The organism is Kribbella antibiotica (assembly GCF_004349055.1).
GTDB classification, from domain to species: domain Bacteria; phylum Actinomycetota; class Actinomycetes; order Propionibacteriales; family Kribbellaceae; genus Kribbella; species Kribbella antibiotica.
Map to the genome: position 1 here is coordinate 1 of NZ_SMKX01000194.1, position 14,941 is coordinate 14,941.

Here is a 14,941-nt window from a genome sequence, read left to right on the forward strand (position 1 = left end):
CTCCCGCTCAGACACCCCACCCCGCGCCACCTCACCAATCACCAGCGCAATGTGGGTGTGCCCGTGCCCGACTAGGTGCTCGACGGCCTCTCGTGCACCTTCGCGGTAGCGGGGGCTTACTGAGCTCACGCCCGGCAGCACGCGGTTGACGACAACGACGGGCACGTCCGCACCAGCCAGGTCAGGCGCCTCGGCCGGTGTCACGAGCACGAGTCCGCTCACCTGGCGCGCCAGGAGCTGCGCGACCTTCACCCGCTCGGTTTCCGCGTCACCATCAGCACTCGTCTGCAGTACGACGTACCCGCGTGCTGCTGCCGCCTTGTCGATCGCCTTGGCGAGCTCGGCGAACAGCGGATTCCCACCGTCCGGCGTGATCAGCCCGAACGTCCGCGTGCTCCCCGTCCGCAACGCCCTCGCAGTCGCGTTCGGCCGGTACCCCAGCACTCGGATCGCCTCAAGCACGCGCTCCCGCGCACCCGGCGACACCGCCCGCGGCCCGTCATTCACCACGTAACTCACGACGGCCGTGCTCACTCCGGCGTACCGGGCGACGTCATTACGCGTGACAGGAGACGACGGCATCTCCCGATGATACGGTCTACACGAGTAGATTCCTCCCCGAGTAGAGCAGAAGGGCCAACGCCATGCCCCGCCGCTACGCCGTCGCCGGAACCGGGTCCCGAGCCCGCGAATACGTCCGCGCGATCTTCCAGGACCACCCCGCCGACGCCGAACTGGTGGCGCTCCTCGACCCCAACCCGGGCCGCCTCGCCTTCCACCAGCAGTACGTCGAAGAGCTCGGCGGCCCCGCACTCCCGCAGTACGGCGCCGATGACCTGGAACGCATGGTCAAAGAGCAGTCCGTCGACCGGGTGATCGTCACCAGCCCCGACTACACCCACGCAGCCGTCGTCTCGCGAATCCTTCGAGCCGGCGCCGACGTGATCGTCGAGAAGCCCCTGACGATCGACGCCGAAGGCACCCGTCAGATCGCCGCAGCGATGGCCGAATCCGGCAAGTCCGTCGTGGTGACCTTCAACTACCGCTACTCGCCCCGCAACAGCGCACTGCGCCAGCTGATCGCAGACGGTTCGATCGGCACCGTCACCAGCGTCGAGTTCCAGTGGGTGCTCGACACCAGGCACGGCGCCGACTACTTCCGCCGCTGGCACCGCGAGAAGAAGAACTCCGGCGGACTCCTGGTCCATAAGGCCTCCCACCACTTCGACCTCGTCAACTGGTGGATCGCATCTGAACCAGCTCGCGTCTTCGCCTCCGGCGCTCTGTCCTTCTACGGCGACCAGAACGCAGCAGCCCGCGGCCTAGGCCCACGCCCACCCCGCGGCACCGTCGACAACCCCGGCAACGACCCCTGGCTGCTCGACCTGCGCGCCAGCGACGACAACCGCCGCCTCTACTACGAGAGCGAGCAGTACGACGGCTACCTCCGCGACCAGGATGTCTTCAACCCAGGCATCACCATCGAGGACAACCTGGCCGTGATCGCCGAGTACGCCAACGGCGCCCGCCTCAGCTACTCCCTGAACGCCCACTCCCCGTGGGAGGGCTACAAGGTCGCAGTGAACGGCACCGAGGGCCGCGCCGAACTAGCCGTCGTCGAACGCGCAGCAGTGATCGACGCCCACATCGACCCGAGCTACCCCGCCGGCAACCTCATCACTGGCGACATCCGCTCCGACGGCGAACATCTGGTGCTCCAGAAGCACTGGACCGCCGCGGTAGAGGTAGAGATTCCTCAAGCCGCCGGCGGCCACGGCGGCGGCGACCGTCTCCTCTACGCAGACCTCTTCCAAGGCCCCGGCGACGATCCACTCGCCCGCGCAGCAGATATCAACGACGGCATCCGCGCCGTAGCCGTGGGCATCGCTGCCAACCAATCCCTGATCACCGGCCAACCAGTGACCGTCGCCGACCTGAACCTCGGCTGAGTTACGACGCGACGGATAGTCCGGGTCGGTGAATTCCGAAGGTCCACTCGTAGCCCTCCGGATCCGCGACCCGGAAACGATAGTTCCACTCACTGGCGGCCGCCTCCCAGACCGTCTCTGCACCGGCCGCCACGGCGCGCTGGTACAGCGCATCTACCGTCTCTCGGTCGTCGACGCCGATATACAGGCCCTGGCCGACGGTGTCTTCCTTGCGCACCGGCCGGTCGTAGCCCAGGTGGTCGGTGAAGAGCATGAAGGCGACGCCGCCGTACCGCACCTCTGCGTGGGCGATGCCGCCCTGTTCATCCGGGTACTCCAGCGTGGTCTCGAAGCCAAAGGCTTTCTCCAGCCAGCGCAGCGCGCTGGGCGCATCGCGGTAGCTGAGGTAGGTGTGGAAAGTCGCTGTGTTGCTGTTGTGCTCACTCATGTCTCTCAGCATCAACGGCATTGCGGACAGCGACTGTCCGCTACTCCCATCGATCCGAAGGTGAACTCGGACGGAGTTCCTGTCCAGTGCCTGGGAAATGCGTACCGGGTTCCTGGTCCGGGCGGGTTCTGTCGCAGAGGATGTGAGGCATGGGACAACCAGTCGTGCTGATGCCGAAACCGATGCATGCCACCGTCGCCGAGGGCCTGAGCGGTCACTGTGAGCTGATCCGGCTCTGGGAGGAGAGCGACCCCGATGCGGTCCTCGCCGCCCGCCGCGACGAGATCGTTGCCGTCGCCACCGGCGGCACGCCGATCAACGACGCCTTCCTGGATCAGGTGCCTGCGGCGCGCATCGTGGCCAGCTTCGGCGTCGGTTACGACCACATCGATGCCGCCGCCGCTGCCAAACGTGGCGTCGTCGTCACCAACACCCCGGGTGTTCTGGACGACGAGGTCGCGGACACCGCCCTCGGGCTGCTCCTGATGACGGTGCGCGAGCTACCGCAGGCCGAGCGCTACCTGCGCGCCGGCAAGTGGCAGCAGGACGGTTCCTATCCGTTGACCAAGGCAACTATGAGCGGCCGCCGCCTGGGCATCCTCGGGCTCGGCCGGATCGGGCAGGCTATCGCCGACCGGGTGGCGCCGTTCGGGATCTCCGTTGCCTACCACAACCGCAGCGAGAAGGACGTCGACTACGAGTACTACCCGACGCTTGTCGAGCTGGCCCGCAACGTCGACACCCTGGTCGTCGTGATCCCTGGCGGGGACTCCACCCGCCACCTGGTGAACGCCGAGGTGCTGGAGGCCTTGGGGCCGGACGGGATCCTGATCAACGTCGCCCGCGGTTCGGTCGTCGACGAGCAGGCGTTGGTCGACGCATTGCGGACCGGAACGATCTTTGCGGCCGGGCTCGACGTCTTCGAGCACGAGCCCAAGGTCCACCCGGACCTCCTGACCTTGCCGAATGCGGTGCTCCTGCCACACGTCGGTTCGGCCACCGTCCCGACCCGCATAGCCATGGGCAATCTGGTCGTCGAGAACATCCTCAACTGGTTCAGCTCCGGCACCGCGCTGACCCCTGTGCCGGAGTCCGCAGACCTCTAACCGCCGGCGAGTAGGTCAGCCGGCGGGAAGGTCCCAGATTCGTTCGGTTTCCCAGGCGTACTCCCACGCCTGAATGTCAGGAGGTTCGATGCCGAAGCCAGTCAGGATCGCGCAGACCTGCTCGCGGTGGTGGTTGGCGTGATTGAGCGCCTGCGCGATGAAGATCCCCACTCGCGTGCCCCGGGTGTTGTCGTCGACGATCATCACCCGCTCGACATCGATCGGCCCGGCGAGGAACTCCTCCCACAGGGCACCCGCCTCGTCGTTCCACTGCTCCAGCAGGTCGAAGTCCGGGGCGTTGTCGCTGTCCACGAAGTCGAGCGGGCGGTCGGCGATGCGCCGAAGGTAGCTCCCGTCGCACCGCACGATGTGGTGCAGGGTCGCGACGATCCCGCCGAACGTCCCGACGCCGGTCACCTCGAGCTGTTCGGCCGACAGCCCCTGCGCGCGGCAGAAGCGGATCAGGCTCTTGGTCGCCCAGTTGTTGTGCAGGATCGGATCGCGCAGCACGTCGTTGTGTCCCATGCCCTCAAGCTAGCCCGCCGACCCGGTGCGGCGAACCTGATTTTCCGCCTACCAGGGGACGATTCCCTCGTCGTCGAAGAAGCCTCCGCGGGGTCCGTCATCCGGCAGCGTGGCCAGCCTGATGGCGGTCGCGGCCCCTTCCTCCGGGGTCCGCACTCCGTGGTGGCCGTTGAAGTCGGTGGCGACGTAGCCGGGGCAAGCGGCGTTGACGATGAGGTTCGTGTCGGCGAACTGCCGGGCGTACACGGCCGTGATGCTGTTGAGCATCGACTTCGACGGCGCGTAGGCGGCCAGGATCGGCCCGGTCTGCAGAGTCAGCGAGCCCATGTTGCTGGACAGGTTGACGATCCGCGGCGAGTCCGCCTGGCGGAGCAGCGGCAACATTGCGTTGGTCACCCGGACTACGCCGAAGACGTTGGTGTCCAGGACCGCGCGCAGCACCTCGAGGTCGAGTGTCGTCGGATCCTGAGCGCCCTCGGCGATCGGGCCGGCAATGCCGGCGTTGTTGACGAGGACGTCCAGTCGGCCGGCGGTCTGCTCGACAGCTTTGGCGGCCGCGGCAACGCTCTCGTCCGAGGTGACATCGAGTGCGACACCGAACGCCTTCACACCGGCGGCTTCCAACCGCTCGACCGCTTCCTTCCGCCGGACGTCGTCGCGGGCTCCGACCGCGACCGTGTAGCCGAGTGCTCCGAGGCCTTGCGCGATGGCGAAGCCGATTCCCTTGTTCGCGCCGGTGATCAGCGCGGTCTTGGTCTCATTCACACCACCCATGCTTGGCCAGGTGCCCGGTCGGCGTCCAAGACCGATCGACTCTGCTGTGATACCCCACCGGTATCACAGCGCGTAGGCTGCTGGTGTGGACGATCTCGAGACCCGCGAGCTCCGGTACTTCGTGGCGGTCGCCGAAGAACTCCATTTCGGCCGGGCCGCCGAGCGGCTCGGGATCGCGCAACCGCCGCTGTCACGGGCGATCGGCAAAGTGGAGCATCGACTCGGAGTGGAGCTCCTCACCCGGAACCGACGGGGCGTGACCCTCACCGCCGCCGGCCAGGTGTTGCTCGACGAAGCCCGGACCGCCCTCGCGGCGATCACCGCCGCGACCCGGCGGACTCGACGGGCGGCGGATCCACAGCGGCCGCTGATCCTTGCCACCAAAGCCGGTGCATCCCACGAACTGCTGCTACGGCTCCTCGATGTCGTGGGCAAGGACAGCATCGAGATTCTGCTCTGCGAGGTGAGCGAGCAGGCCGGTCTACTGCGCGACGGCAGTGCCGATGTGGCGATCATGCATCACCCGTACGACGACCTGGCCGGCTTCGACACCGAGGAGCTCCAGACCGAGAGCCAGGTCGCGATCCTGCCCGCGAAGCATCCACTCGCAGCCCGCGAGAAACTGACTCTGGCCGAGGTCAGCAACGTGCCGGACCTGCCGATCGCCCGCTGGCCGCAGCTCGACGGGTCGTACCCGGACGGGCCTGGCCCCGAGGTCCACACCCAGTCTCAACTGGCTCAACTGGTCGCGCTCAGCAAGACATTGCTCGTCATCCCCGCTTCCAGCCGCGCCTGGCAGTGGCCCGAGCACGTCGCCGTACCCGTCGTCGACGCGCCGGATGTCACGACCCTGATCGCGTGGCGACCGAGCAGCCGATCCCTGGCGGTCGCGGCGCTCGTCCGCTCAGCTGCCGCTCTCCGCGAGACCACTTAAGACTGTCACCCAGTGCTCTTGCAGGACGGCTAGGTGGGTCGTCTGCGGGTGGATGACGAGGGTGGCTGGAGGGATTCGTTCGGCGAGCCAGTGCCCGTTGCGTACCGAGGCGTTCGCGTCGAGTTCGCCGTACCAAAGGTGCGTTGGGCAACGAACTGCTTCGGGCTGGAACTCCCAAGTACGGAAGGAGATTGCGGCATCACGAAGATAGCCATCCGGATTCACCAACGCTTCGCGGATGCCAGCGGCTATCGCCTGGTCCGAGCCCAGCTTCAGGCCGGCCACCGCACCGGTCGCCCCGCGCAACACCTTGGCGTCATGCGGGTCGAGCTCGGCCAGGAAGCGTCGTACAAGGGCTGTGTCGTCGGGGTCGGCGGGGTTGAGTTGGGCGACATAGGCCAGGAAGTCGGGGCGCATCAGCTCGGCTGCTTCCGCGGGCGAGGTTCGGGCCAGCCGGTCGAAGAAAGCCTGACGGTCGGCGTCGAGGTCGTCGCGATGGTACGGCGGATCCAGCTCCGGGACGCTCGCCGGACTCGCCAGCACGGCCAACGCGGTTACGCGCTCGGGATGCAGTGCTGCGCTGGCAGCGGTGTACGGGCCGCCGATCGACATACCCATCACGGCGAATCGCTCGATCCCGAGGGCGTCAGCCACCGCGACGACGTCGTCGGCTACCGAAGCATGGGTGGACGGGTGACTGGTCGAGCGGCCGTAGCCGGGCCGGTTGATCGCCACCAGCCGGATGCCGAGTCGACGCGCGGCTTCATCACCTGGGTAGGCCGCGTGCCGGGTGTCTGGGCAGCCGGCCAGGAACAGCACCGGCGTACCGGCTCGTGCGCCACCGTCCCAGAGCTCGATCCACCGTCCGTCCGTGAGCCGCACACCGTCGCCCACGTCTACTCCTACCTGCCACTAGCAAAGGACAGGGCCCCTCGGGGGCTGAGTCGCCGAGGGGCCAAATCCTGATCGGGAAACGCTGTCTGCCTGGGTGTGTGGTCAGCTGCCGCTGATGTTGACCAGCCAGTTGACGCCGAACCGGTCAACAAGCTGACCGAACTCGTCACCCCACATCTGCTTCTCCAGCGGGACGGTGACTTTGCCGCCGTCGGACAGCTTGGTGAAGTAGCCGCGCAGGTCGTCACCGTCGTCGCCGCTGAGGCTGATCGAGATGTTCTCGCCGGGGTTGTACGGCATCCCCTGCGGAGTGTCCGCGGCCATCAGCGTGAAGCCGCTCGGCGTCTCCAGCTGGCCGTGCATCAGCTTGCTGTCGTCGTCGGGGCCGTGGCCGGCGCCGAACTCACCGAAGGTGCTCGTTGTCAGGTCACCGCCGAACACCCCTTGGTAGAACTCCAGAGCCTCCCGCGCACTTCCGTCGAACTGGATGTACGGATTCAATCGAGACGCCATCAGAACTCCCCCTTCCCCCTGCCCGAAACCACCCTTTGGCCGCACCCTAGACCCGCCTGCCGACAGTCCGCGAGACCCCGAACCCATCAACCCCATTGCGTTACTGACCAGACGCCCTGCGTTCGGAGTTAGGGTCTGGTCATGATCTTGCGACACATCACCATCGACGCCGAAAACCCGTACGAACTCGCGCAGTTCTGGAGCACCGCGACCGGCTGGCCGCTGGGCGAGGGTGACGAGCCCGGGGACGACGAGGTCCTGGTCGAGGCGCCCGCGCCGGTGCCGGGGCTGCTGTTCATCAAGGTCCCGGAGTCGAAGACGGCGAAGAACCGGGTGCACATCGACTGGGTGCCGACCGAGCGCACCCGGGACGAGGAGGTCGAGCGGCTGCAGAAGCTCGGCGCCGGCATCCACGAGGACCACCGCAAGCCCGAGGGACCCGGCTGGGTCACCATGCTCGACCCCGAGCAGAACGAGTTCTGCGTCGAGCGCAGCGAGGCCGAACGCAGCTCCTAGTTCGAAGTTGCCCGCAGCAACTCACAACTTCTCCGCCGAACCGAGCATCGGAGGAGGTGACAAGAACTTTGGGTTGCTGCTGGGGAGCAGCTAGGGGCTAGGGGATTCCGTGCTCGGACGTGTACTTTCGCTTGCGCTCGCAACGGCTGGAGTGGGTGGGCTTCTGCTCGCACCCACTCCGGCGCAGGCAGTTGTTGTCGGGGGCTACAAATGCGCCGGCTACAGCACCATCGACGACGCCGTACCGCTGAGTGCGGTGATGAAGGACACCTTCATCTGGAGCAAGTTCAAGCCGACCAAGGTCGGTGACGGGAAGGGCAACATCAACTGGAAGGCCAACCCGTACAAGAACCCCAGCTGGTACATGTGGCTGCACTCGCTGCGCTGGATCGGTCAGGGCATCACCGCGGCCCAGAACGGTGACAAGGCCGCGCTCACCCATGTGACCGCGATCGCCCGGGACTGGGTGAAGGACAACCCGTACTCGTGGAAAGCGAACGCCGCCGCTCACGAGGCGACGATGCACCGCACGAACGTGCTCATCTGCCTGCGGCAGGCCGTGCTGAGCAACCTCAAGGTCACCAAGCTGCCGAGCAGCTATGCCTGGCTGGACACGGCGCTGATCAACCACGCCAAGTTCATGACCGCCAACTGGGGCGGGGCGGGGAACCACGGCACGGACGAGAGCATCGCTCTCTTCGGTGTCGGGTGCACTCTGAACCGCAGTGACTACATGAAGACCGCGCAGGAGCGGCTGGGCAAGGCGATCACCACCTCGATCGACGCCCAGGGTGCAACCAATGAGCAGGCGACCGGCTACGCGCAGTTCAACTACTCGCTCTGGGGCCGCGCGACCAAGGCGCTGCAGGACTGTGGCGTCGAACCGGGCAAGACGATCAGCACCCGGCGCGCATTGCTGGCGACGTTCATCGCCCACGCCACCACGCCGCTCGGCATGATGCAGCAGATCGGCGACACCGAGTACGTGAAGACCAACAACATCGTCGGTACGCCGGCCGAGTACGCCGCCACCCAGGGCAAGTCCGGCACGGCCCCCAAGGACCGCGTGAAGATCTACTCGGCGGGCTACGTGTTCGGCCGCTCCGGTTGGGGCTCCGCGACCACCCCCTTCTCCGCAGAGTCGGCGTACAGCCTGCGGTTCGGGCCGAAGCGCGCCCTGCACGGGCACAGCGACCACACCGCGATCACCTACCAGGCCCGCGGCCGCGACATCCTCAACGACACCGGGTACGCCGGCTACGCCAACAAGGACTGGCGGACCTGGATCGTCGGCCCGTCCGCGCACAACGTGATGACGACGCCGAAGCTCGCCGACACGAATCCGATCACCAAGCTGACCCGATCGTCGATCCGCGACAACGCCGACTTCTACGAGATGGCTGACTCCCCCGCCGCCGGGGTGAGCCGCACCCGCGCGGTCCTGATCCTGCGCAAGCCGGATGTCGTCGTCACCCTCGACCGGGGCACCGCCAAGACCGCACAGCAGTTCCAGACCCTCTGGCACCTGCCGTCCGACCAGCGTGCGACCGTTTCGGGCCGCGCGGCCGCTGTGGCCACCAAGGCCGGCGACAACACCCGCACAGTCCTCCTCCAGATCCCCTACAAGGGCGCTCTGCCAGCCGGCTCCACGCTGGTGAAGACCGGCCAGACCAACCCGATCCAGGGCTGGCACTTCCCGCACATCACCACCCGCAAGGCGGCCTCCACGGTCATCTTCGCCCGGGCCGGGAAGTCGGTGTCGATCCTGTCGCTGATCGTCCCGACCCGCGCCAACGGAGCGGTCACCTACAAGACCCGGATGTCCGGTACGACGTACGTGATCGACCTCACTGTCGACGGCGTCAAGACGTCCATCGGGGTCACCGGCGGCGGGTCGCTGGTGCGGATGTCCTGAAGTGACGGGGCTTCTGCCCGCCCGGACGGGGTAAGTTAGGGCGGTCGGAAGCTTGAGTTGTGGAGGGCGGGTTGAGTCGTCGGGACGCGGGCCGCGAGCTGTTCGTCGGTCCGTGGAGGCTCATTACCGGTCCGTGGATGGCGCTCAGCGGGGCTCTGACAGCGGTGGCATTGCTGGGCGGTACGACGATGGCGGTGGTGAATGCCGGGTCGGATGCCGACCAGCCGCTGGTGAATGTGGCCGCTGCGGAGGCTCCTTCGGGCGACGACCGGACGCCGACGCCCAGTCCGTCCGTGCCGCGGCCTTCGCGGGCTCCTAGCCCGCCGCCAGCGCCCGAGTTCCCGGTGACCGAGCCGGGGCAATCCGGTTCTGGGCGGCTGGGGCCCTGGGAGAACTTGAGCCGGCGGATCTCCAGCGTGGCGAAGATCCGCGCCGCGGTTCGCGATGACGGGGTGTTCATGTTCGGCGACAGCATCGCCGTACAGGATGGGCCGGCGCTGGAGAAGCTGGTGGCGGCACAGACCGGTACGCCGGTTGCCGTGCACGACTGGTCGGGACAGCCGGCGTCTGCTGCGGTGGATGCGTTGGCGGAGTGGTCCCGGGAGTACGGGCTGCCGGACCGGATCGTCATGGCGGTCGGGAGCAATGACATCTTCGAGCCGTCCGCTTTCGCGACCGAGGTCGAGCAGGCGATGAAGATCGCCGGGCCGAAGCGGACGGTGTACTGGGTGAACGTGCATGCGGGGCGGTTCGACGCCTCGGCGGCCGTTCAGTCGGCCGACCGGGCCAATAGCGTGCTGATCAACAAGTCACTGGACCGGGCGGCCGCACGACACCGGAATCTGCACGTGGTGCGCTGGTCAGAGTTCCTGTCGGCGCGACCGGGTCAGGTCAGGGCGTACCTGCGGGACGGGATCCACACCACGCAGCCGGCCGGGCAGAAGGCCCGGAACGCGCTGATCGCCCAGGCGCTGAAGAGCTAATGGCCGCGGGCACCCGATCCGCCGCGGTGGTTGTGGCTGCTGCTGTGGTGATTGGGTCTGTGGCAGTCCCGGATCGGGTGTCTGAGCCGTTGCGGAAGCCTGTCCCTACTGTGGTCCAGCAGTCCGCACCGGTTGCGTCTACGCCGAGCAACGCCTACACCTGCGCGCCGTACTCCGGGATCGAGCGGCCGAACCCAGTGGGCAACCTCTACCGGGACACGTTCGCTTGGGGGACCACACCGCCGTACCGGGTTGGTGATGGGCATGGTGACGTGAACTGGCGGCTCAACCCGGCTGACAACCCCAGCTGGTACATGTGGCTGCACTCGCTGCGTTGGCTCGGGCAAGGGATCCGGGCGGCCGGTAAGGGCGACAAGCGTGCGCTGCAACGCGTTGACGCGATCGCTCACGACTGGGTGCGCGACAACCCGTACCCGTGGCGCTCTGACGCCGGTGCGACCGAGTCGACCATGCACCGAACCAATGTGCTCATCTGCTTGCGCCAGGCCGTGCAGTCCGGACTGCGCGTCGGCCGGCTCCCACCGGCGTACAGGTGGATCGACGCGGCGCTGCTACAGCATTCTCAGTACCTGCAGCGGCACTGGAGTGGTGACTGGAACCATGGCACCGAGGAGAGCCTGGCGCTGTTCGGAGTCGGCTGCACCTTGGGACGTGCGGAGCTGAAGCGGACTGCGGCCGATCGGCTCACTGCGGGCATCAAGACCGCGATTGACGCGCAGGGGTCGACGAATGAGCAGTCGACGGCTTACGCGCAGTACAACTACTCGCTCTGGGGGCGAGCGATCGACGTACTGGGGAGGTGCGGGGTTGAGGCCAGCCCGACAATCAAGGCGCGGCGGCAGCAGCTAGCGAACTGGCTGGCGCTGGCGACGAACTCACTCGGCTATCTGCATCAGCTCGGGGACTCTGAGGTTGTGAAGACCGCACCGGTGGCGGGTACGCCGCTGGAGTACGCAGGGACGCTGGGGACTCGTGGGACTCGACCTGTGCAGCGGGTCGGAGTCTTTGACGCCGGGTACGTGTTTGGGCGGACGGGGTGGGGCGTCGAGCGGCCCTTCGGCGCGGAATCGACGTACAGCATCAGGTTTGGGCCGGTACGGCGACTGCACGGGCACGACGACCACATGTCGCTCACGTACACCTCGCTGGGCCGTGACGTGCTGATTGACGGTGGACATGCCGGCTACCAGGGTGATGAGTGGCAGCGGTGGGCCAGGGGTGCGTCTGCACACAACGTGATGACAGTGTCGGGCGTTGGGGCCTCTGCAACTCGGTTGACGCGGTCTGTGGTGCAGGAGACGTCTGAGTACTACGAACTGCGCGATGCGGGGCGGACGCGCGGCGTACTGGTGCTGAAGGACCCGGATCTGATGGTGGTGCTCGACCGCGGGTCGTCTGCGGTGCGGCGTTCGTACGAGACCTTGTGGCATTTGCCTGCAGGCCAGCAGGTGACGCCGTACGGTCAGGGCTCGGTGGTGGCGCAGCGACCGGGTGACACGGTGAAAACCGTGCTCCTACAGGTCCCGTACGGCGAACCGACCGCGCCGGCCCAGGTTGAGTCGAGCTGGCACTACCGCACGATCGACAAGCGCAGCGCCGCACCAGTGGTCGGGTTCACCCGCTCAGGGCGGACCGCGTCGATCCTCTCCGTCATCGTGCCGGCCAAGGCCACTGCGGCTGTCCGCTACACCACCAGCCAGCGGGCCGGCCAGACCCTGCTCCATCTGCAGGTGGGCGCAGTGCGAGCGACGGTCGCTATTGCAGCTGACGGGACCCTCAAGCGCGCGTAGGCTGCGCCGTTACTCAGCTGACGGCACCCAGCCGACAGGCGGGTCCTCGCCGACCCGTCCGTCCACCGCCTCTCGGATCAGGTCCGCGTGGCCGGTGTGGCGCCCGTACTCTTCGATCAGGTCGCACAGCAAGCGCCGCAAGCTCGGATGCCGACCATCCGGCCAACTGATGTGCGCAGGGAGATCCATGCCGCCCTCCGCCAACGCAGCGGCCACTCGCTCCCGCGAACGCGCCACAGCGCCGTCCCACAACGCATATAGCTCCTTGGGCGAGTCATCGGCCGCCGACTCGAACTCCCAGTCGTTGTTGTCGCTCCAGCCGTTGCTGGTCCACGGCTCCCCGATCGGGAGGCCCCGGAGCTTCACGGTGAACATGTAATCCTCGTTAGCTGCAAGGTGTTTCAGCAGCCCGCCCAGCGTCATACTCGACGCCCCGATGCGCACTTGCAGCCCGGCACTGTCCAGGCCGTCCACCTTGTACCGGAACGTCATCCGGAGCCGCTCCAAGGCTCCCAGCACCTGCTCAACCTCACTACCCGCCAACGGCGGTTCCCACGATGCTTCGCTCATACCAACACCGTAAAACCAGTTCCGGACACTCCCCTTCCGGATACGCTCACCCGGTGATCATTTGCCTGGAGATGACCTCACCCGACGATCTACTCCCAGGCAAGCCACCACCCTCGCCCATCACGCTGGCTCCCACTGCTGCGGCCTCGGAGGTGCAGGCCCTCTACCAGCGCATCTGGGCGCCCCTGGGACCCAGCGGCCGTACAGGGTGGACCACGGCCCAGTGGACCGCCGAGCTGTCCCAACCCGGCATCCACACCTACCTGGCCACCATCAGGGACGCTCCCGCCGGCTTCGCCGAGCTGTCTGTCGAAGCGGACGGGGTGGTGGGCATCGTGGTCTTCGGCTTGGTGCCGGAGGTCCAGTCCAAGGGCTATGGCGCTGCCTTTCTCACAGCGGTCACGCGCACTGCCTGGACGCTGAACACACCCACCACACGTGTGTGGCTGCAGACCTCGTCCAGCGACCACCCCCACGCGCTTCGCAACTACCTGCAACGTGGGTTCCGCATCTTCGACCAGCAGGAGAGAGTAGGGCCATGACAGTACGACGGTTTGGCGGAGTGATCGCGACATACGACGGACAGGTGGCGCTAGTGCGCGAACAGTACGAGACGTGGGATGCGCCGTACTGGAGTCTTCCAAGCGGGACCGTTGAGATCGGAGAGACGCCGGAGGCCGGGTCGGTGCGAGAGCTGGCTGAAGAGACCGGCCTGAAGGCGCTGGAAGGCGACATGCGGCTCGTCTGGAAAGCCACCGCGGTTGTCGGCGGTGAGGTCGTCTCACACGCCTGGAACTACGCCGTGACCGTCGCGGATGACGCGTTCGCTGTCGATGACCCTGACGGTGCGATCCTCGAGGCCGGCTGGTTTCCGCCCGCCGAAGCCGCGACACTCCTGGCCAACCTCCCTTATCCGCCGCTCGCCGTACCGGCAATCGCCTATCTGCAGACCGGCGAACCGCTCGCGTGGACTTTCACGCAGACCGACGACGGCTGGACCTGGACGACCGAGCCGCTGTCAGCCTGACGTGCGGCCGAGCCGGATCGCCGAGACCAGGAAGAAGATTCCGCCCAGGACGGCGTACCCGGCGATGTTGGTCAGTGACGGGTCGGCCGCGGAGGCTCCGACGATGAACGAAAGCCCAGCCAGGACAGAGATTCCGCCGCTGACGATCATCGGCCACTGCCCACCGAGCCGCCGCCGGCCGGCGCCCACGATCAGCTGAACAAGACCGGAAAGCACCGCCCACGCACCCCACACCCGAAGGACGGCCGGTACGCCGGAAGCTCCCGCGATCGCTATCCCGACCGCGGCCGCCAGGCTGATCGCGATGTTCAGATACAGCCCGCGGTTCCGTCCCGAAGATCGACTGTCGATGACCGCCGCGGCGACGTCGACCAGCGGATAGAGCACGAGCAGAGCGACACCGGCCGGCCCGAGCTGCGCTTTCGTGGTGAATACCAGCACCGCCCAGACGATGGCGAAGCCGAACCGCCCGAAGTACAACCGGCGCAGTACTGGGGCGATGGTGAGGGGTGTGTCGATGGTGGTCAAGGTGTGCCTTCCAACCAATGAAAGAGACCGAACGTTCTGCCTCATTCACCATCGCGGCTGCACCCACTGTTTGTCAAGACAGAACGTTCTACCTTCTCTGTTACGCTCGGAACCATGGCAACTCAGGGCCGGGTTTCCGAGGCGCGCACGCGACTCCTCGGCACCGCAACGCAGATCTTCTACACCGAAGGCATCCACTCGGTCGGCATCGACCGCATCGTCGCCGAGGCCAAAGTCACCCGCGCGACCCTCTACCGCCATTTCGCCGGCAAAGAAGACCTGGTCGTCGCCTACCTCCAGGCAGCCCACCGGGCCGACCGCGCCGGAATCGACGCCGCCTTAGCCAGCACCGCCGTACCGGCCGACCAAATCCGAGCCGTCGCCCGCGCAATCACCGCCGGCATCACCTCAGACGCCTTCCGGGGCTGCGCCTTCCTCAACGCCGCCGCCGAGTACCCCGACCCCACCC

General features: G+C 67.0%; 18 protein-coding genes. 10 read left to right on the forward strand and 8 right to left on the reverse strand.

Going from position 1 to position 14,941, the window contains the following annotated elements; translation table 11 throughout:
• Positions 1-582: LacI family DNA-binding transcriptional regulator (locus E1263_RS37990; RefSeq protein WP_132176525.1), on the reverse strand; the 582-nt coding region annotated here is incomplete at its 3' end.
• A gap of 62 nt (positions 583-644) precedes the next feature.
• Between E1263_RS37990 and E1263_RS37995 the strand changes: the two genes are divergently transcribed.
• Complete coding sequence (locus E1263_RS37995; RefSeq protein ID WP_132176527.1) at positions 645-1,949, forward strand: Gfo/Idh/MocA family protein; 1,305 nt, start codon at positions 645-647, stop codon at positions 1,947-1,949.
• Position 1,950: 1 nt separating this feature from the next.
• On the opposite strand, the gene E1263_RS38000 is transcribed toward E1263_RS37995, so the two are convergent.
• Positions 1,951-2,376 (reverse strand): VOC family protein, encoded by a 426-nt coding sequence (locus E1263_RS38000; protein WP_132176529.1) that lies wholly within the window; start codon positions 2,374-2,376, stop codon positions 1,951-1,953.
• Between the two features lie 149 nt (positions 2,377-2,525).
• On the opposite strand from E1263_RS38000, the gene E1263_RS38005 reads away from it, so the two are divergent.
• The gene (locus E1263_RS38005) at positions 2,526-3,482 is read left to right on the forward strand and encodes a 2-hydroxyacid dehydrogenase (RefSeq protein WP_132176531.1); all 957 of its coding nucleotides are present in this window, start codon (positions 2,526-2,528) and stop codon (positions 3,480-3,482) included.
• 15 nt (positions 3,483-3,497) lie between these two features.
• Here the strand turns inward: E1263_RS38005 and E1263_RS38010 are convergent, their stop codons facing one another.
• Together E1263_RS38010 and E1263_RS38015 are read right to left on the reverse strand one after the other, a co-directional pair.
• Positions 3,498-4,007, reverse strand: coding sequence for a DinB family protein (locus E1263_RS38010; RefSeq protein ID WP_132176533.1), 510 nt, complete (start codon positions 4,005-4,007; stop codon positions 3,498-3,500).
• 48 nt (positions 4,008-4,055) lie between these two features.
• Entirely contained in the window at positions 4,056-4,772 is a 717-nt protein-coding gene (locus tag E1263_RS38015; RefSeq protein WP_238161934.1) for an SDR family oxidoreductase, read from the reverse strand.
• 94 nt (positions 4,773-4,866) lie between these two features.
• Between E1263_RS38015 and E1263_RS38020 the strand changes: the two genes are divergently transcribed.
• On the forward strand, positions 4,867-5,715 hold the full coding sequence (locus E1263_RS38020; RefSeq protein WP_132176537.1) for a LysR family transcriptional regulator: 849 nt from the start codon (positions 4,867-4,869) through the stop codon (positions 5,713-5,715).
• Here E1263_RS38020 and E1263_RS38025 read toward each other — a convergent pair.
• Both E1263_RS38025 and E1263_RS38030 read right to left on the reverse strand, forming a co-directional pair.
• Positions 5,686-6,609 carry an alpha/beta hydrolase gene (locus E1263_RS38025; protein ID WP_132176539.1) on the reverse strand — a complete coding sequence of 308 codons (924 nt, stop codon included), beginning with the start codon at positions 6,607-6,609 and terminating at the stop codon, positions 5,686-5,688. The two genes, E1263_RS38020 and E1263_RS38025, sit on opposite strands and share 30 nt — an antisense overlap.
• 102 nt (positions 6,610-6,711) lie before the next feature.
• Positions 6,712-7,122, reverse strand: a complete 411-nt coding sequence (locus tag E1263_RS38030; protein WP_132176541.1) for a VOC family protein — start codon at positions 7,120-7,122, stop codon at positions 6,712-6,714.
• 141 nt (positions 7,123-7,263) lie between these two features.
• On the opposite strand from E1263_RS38030, the gene E1263_RS38035 reads away from it, so the two are divergent.
• The 4 genes from E1263_RS38035 (at position 7,264) to E1263_RS38050 (ending at position 12,347) form a co-directional block, all read left to right on the forward strand.
• Positions 7,264-7,638 (forward strand): VOC family protein, encoded by a 375-nt coding sequence (locus E1263_RS38035; protein ID WP_132176543.1) that lies wholly within the window; start codon positions 7,264-7,266, stop codon positions 7,636-7,638.
• A 109-nt stretch (positions 7,639-7,747) separates the two neighbouring features.
• Complete coding sequence (locus tag E1263_RS38040) at positions 7,748-9,553, forward strand: heparinase II/III domain-containing protein (protein WP_238161935.1); 1,806 nt, start codon at positions 7,748-7,750, stop codon at positions 9,551-9,553.
• Between the two features lie 71 nt (positions 9,554-9,624).
• The gene (locus E1263_RS38045) at positions 9,625-10,536 is read left to right on the forward strand and encodes an SGNH/GDSL hydrolase family protein (protein ID WP_132176545.1); all 912 of its coding nucleotides are present in this window, start codon (positions 9,625-9,627) and stop codon (positions 10,534-10,536) included.
• A 59-nt stretch (positions 10,537-10,595) separates the two neighbouring features.
• A complete protein-coding gene (locus tag E1263_RS38050) occupies positions 10,596-12,347 on the forward strand; it encodes a heparinase II/III domain-containing protein (RefSeq protein WP_238161938.1) in 1,752 nt (583 codons plus the stop codon).
• A 9-nt stretch (positions 12,348-12,356) separates the two neighbouring features.
• On the opposite strand, the gene E1263_RS38055 is transcribed toward E1263_RS38050, so the two are convergent.
• Positions 12,357-12,917 carry a mycothiol transferase gene (locus E1263_RS38055; protein ID WP_132176549.1) on the reverse strand — a complete coding sequence of 187 codons (561 nt, stop codon included), beginning with the start codon at positions 12,915-12,917 and terminating at the stop codon, positions 12,357-12,359.
• A gap of 53 nt (positions 12,918-12,970) precedes the next feature.
• Between E1263_RS38055 and E1263_RS38060 the strand changes: the two genes are divergently transcribed.
• On the forward strand, positions 12,971-13,459 hold the full coding sequence (locus tag E1263_RS38060; RefSeq protein ID WP_165956889.1) for a GNAT family N-acetyltransferase: 489 nt from the start codon (positions 12,971-12,973) through the stop codon (positions 13,457-13,459).
• Positions 13,456-13,944, forward strand: coding sequence for an NUDIX hydrolase (locus E1263_RS38065; RefSeq protein ID WP_132176553.1), 489 nt, complete (start codon positions 13,456-13,458; stop codon positions 13,942-13,944). Before E1263_RS38060 ends, E1263_RS38065 begins: the two co-directional genes overlap by 4 nt.
• Here E1263_RS38065 and E1263_RS38070 read toward each other — a convergent pair.
• On the reverse strand, positions 13,936-14,472 hold the full coding sequence (locus E1263_RS38070) for a hypothetical protein (protein WP_132176555.1): 537 nt from the start codon (positions 14,470-14,472) through the stop codon (positions 13,936-13,938). The two genes, E1263_RS38065 and E1263_RS38070, sit on opposite strands and share 9 nt — an antisense overlap.
• 114 nt (positions 14,473-14,586) lie before the next feature.
• Here E1263_RS38070 and E1263_RS38075 point away from each other — a divergent pair.
• Positions 14,587-14,941, forward strand: a 355-nt coding sequence (locus E1263_RS38075; RefSeq protein ID WP_132176557.1) for a TetR/AcrR family transcriptional regulator, incomplete at its 3' end; no start/stop codon positions are given.

Bases quoted from the DNA above. Each gene is read 5' to 3' on its own strand.
- E1263_RS37995 (WP_132176527.1), top strand. From the start codon at position 645: ATGCCCCGCCGCTACGCCGTCGCCGGAACCGGGTCCCGAGCCCGCGAA.
- E1263_RS38000 (WP_132176529.1), bottom strand. From the start codon at position 2,376: ATGAGTGAGCACAACAGCAACACAGCGACTTTCCACACCTACCTCAGC.
- E1263_RS38005 (WP_132176531.1), top strand. From the start codon at position 2,526: ATGGGACAACCAGTCGTGCTGATGCCGAAACCGATGCATGCCACCGTC.
- E1263_RS38010 (WP_132176533.1), bottom strand. From the start codon at position 4,007: ATGGGACACAACGACGTGCTGCGCGATCCGATCCTGCACAACAACTGG.
- E1263_RS38030 (WP_132176541.1), bottom strand. From the start codon at position 7,122: ATGGCGTCTCGATTGAATCCGTACATCCAGTTCGACGGAAGTGCGCGG.
- E1263_RS38035 (WP_132176543.1), top strand. From the start codon at position 7,264: ATGATCTTGCGACACATCACCATCGACGCCGAAAACCCGTACGAACTC.
- E1263_RS38055 (WP_132176549.1), bottom strand. From the start codon at position 12,917: ATGAGCGAAGCATCGTGGGAACCGCCGTTGGCGGGTAGTGAGGTTGAG.
- E1263_RS38065 (WP_132176553.1), top strand. From the start codon at position 13,456: ATGACAGTACGACGGTTTGGCGGAGTGATCGCGACATACGACGGACAG.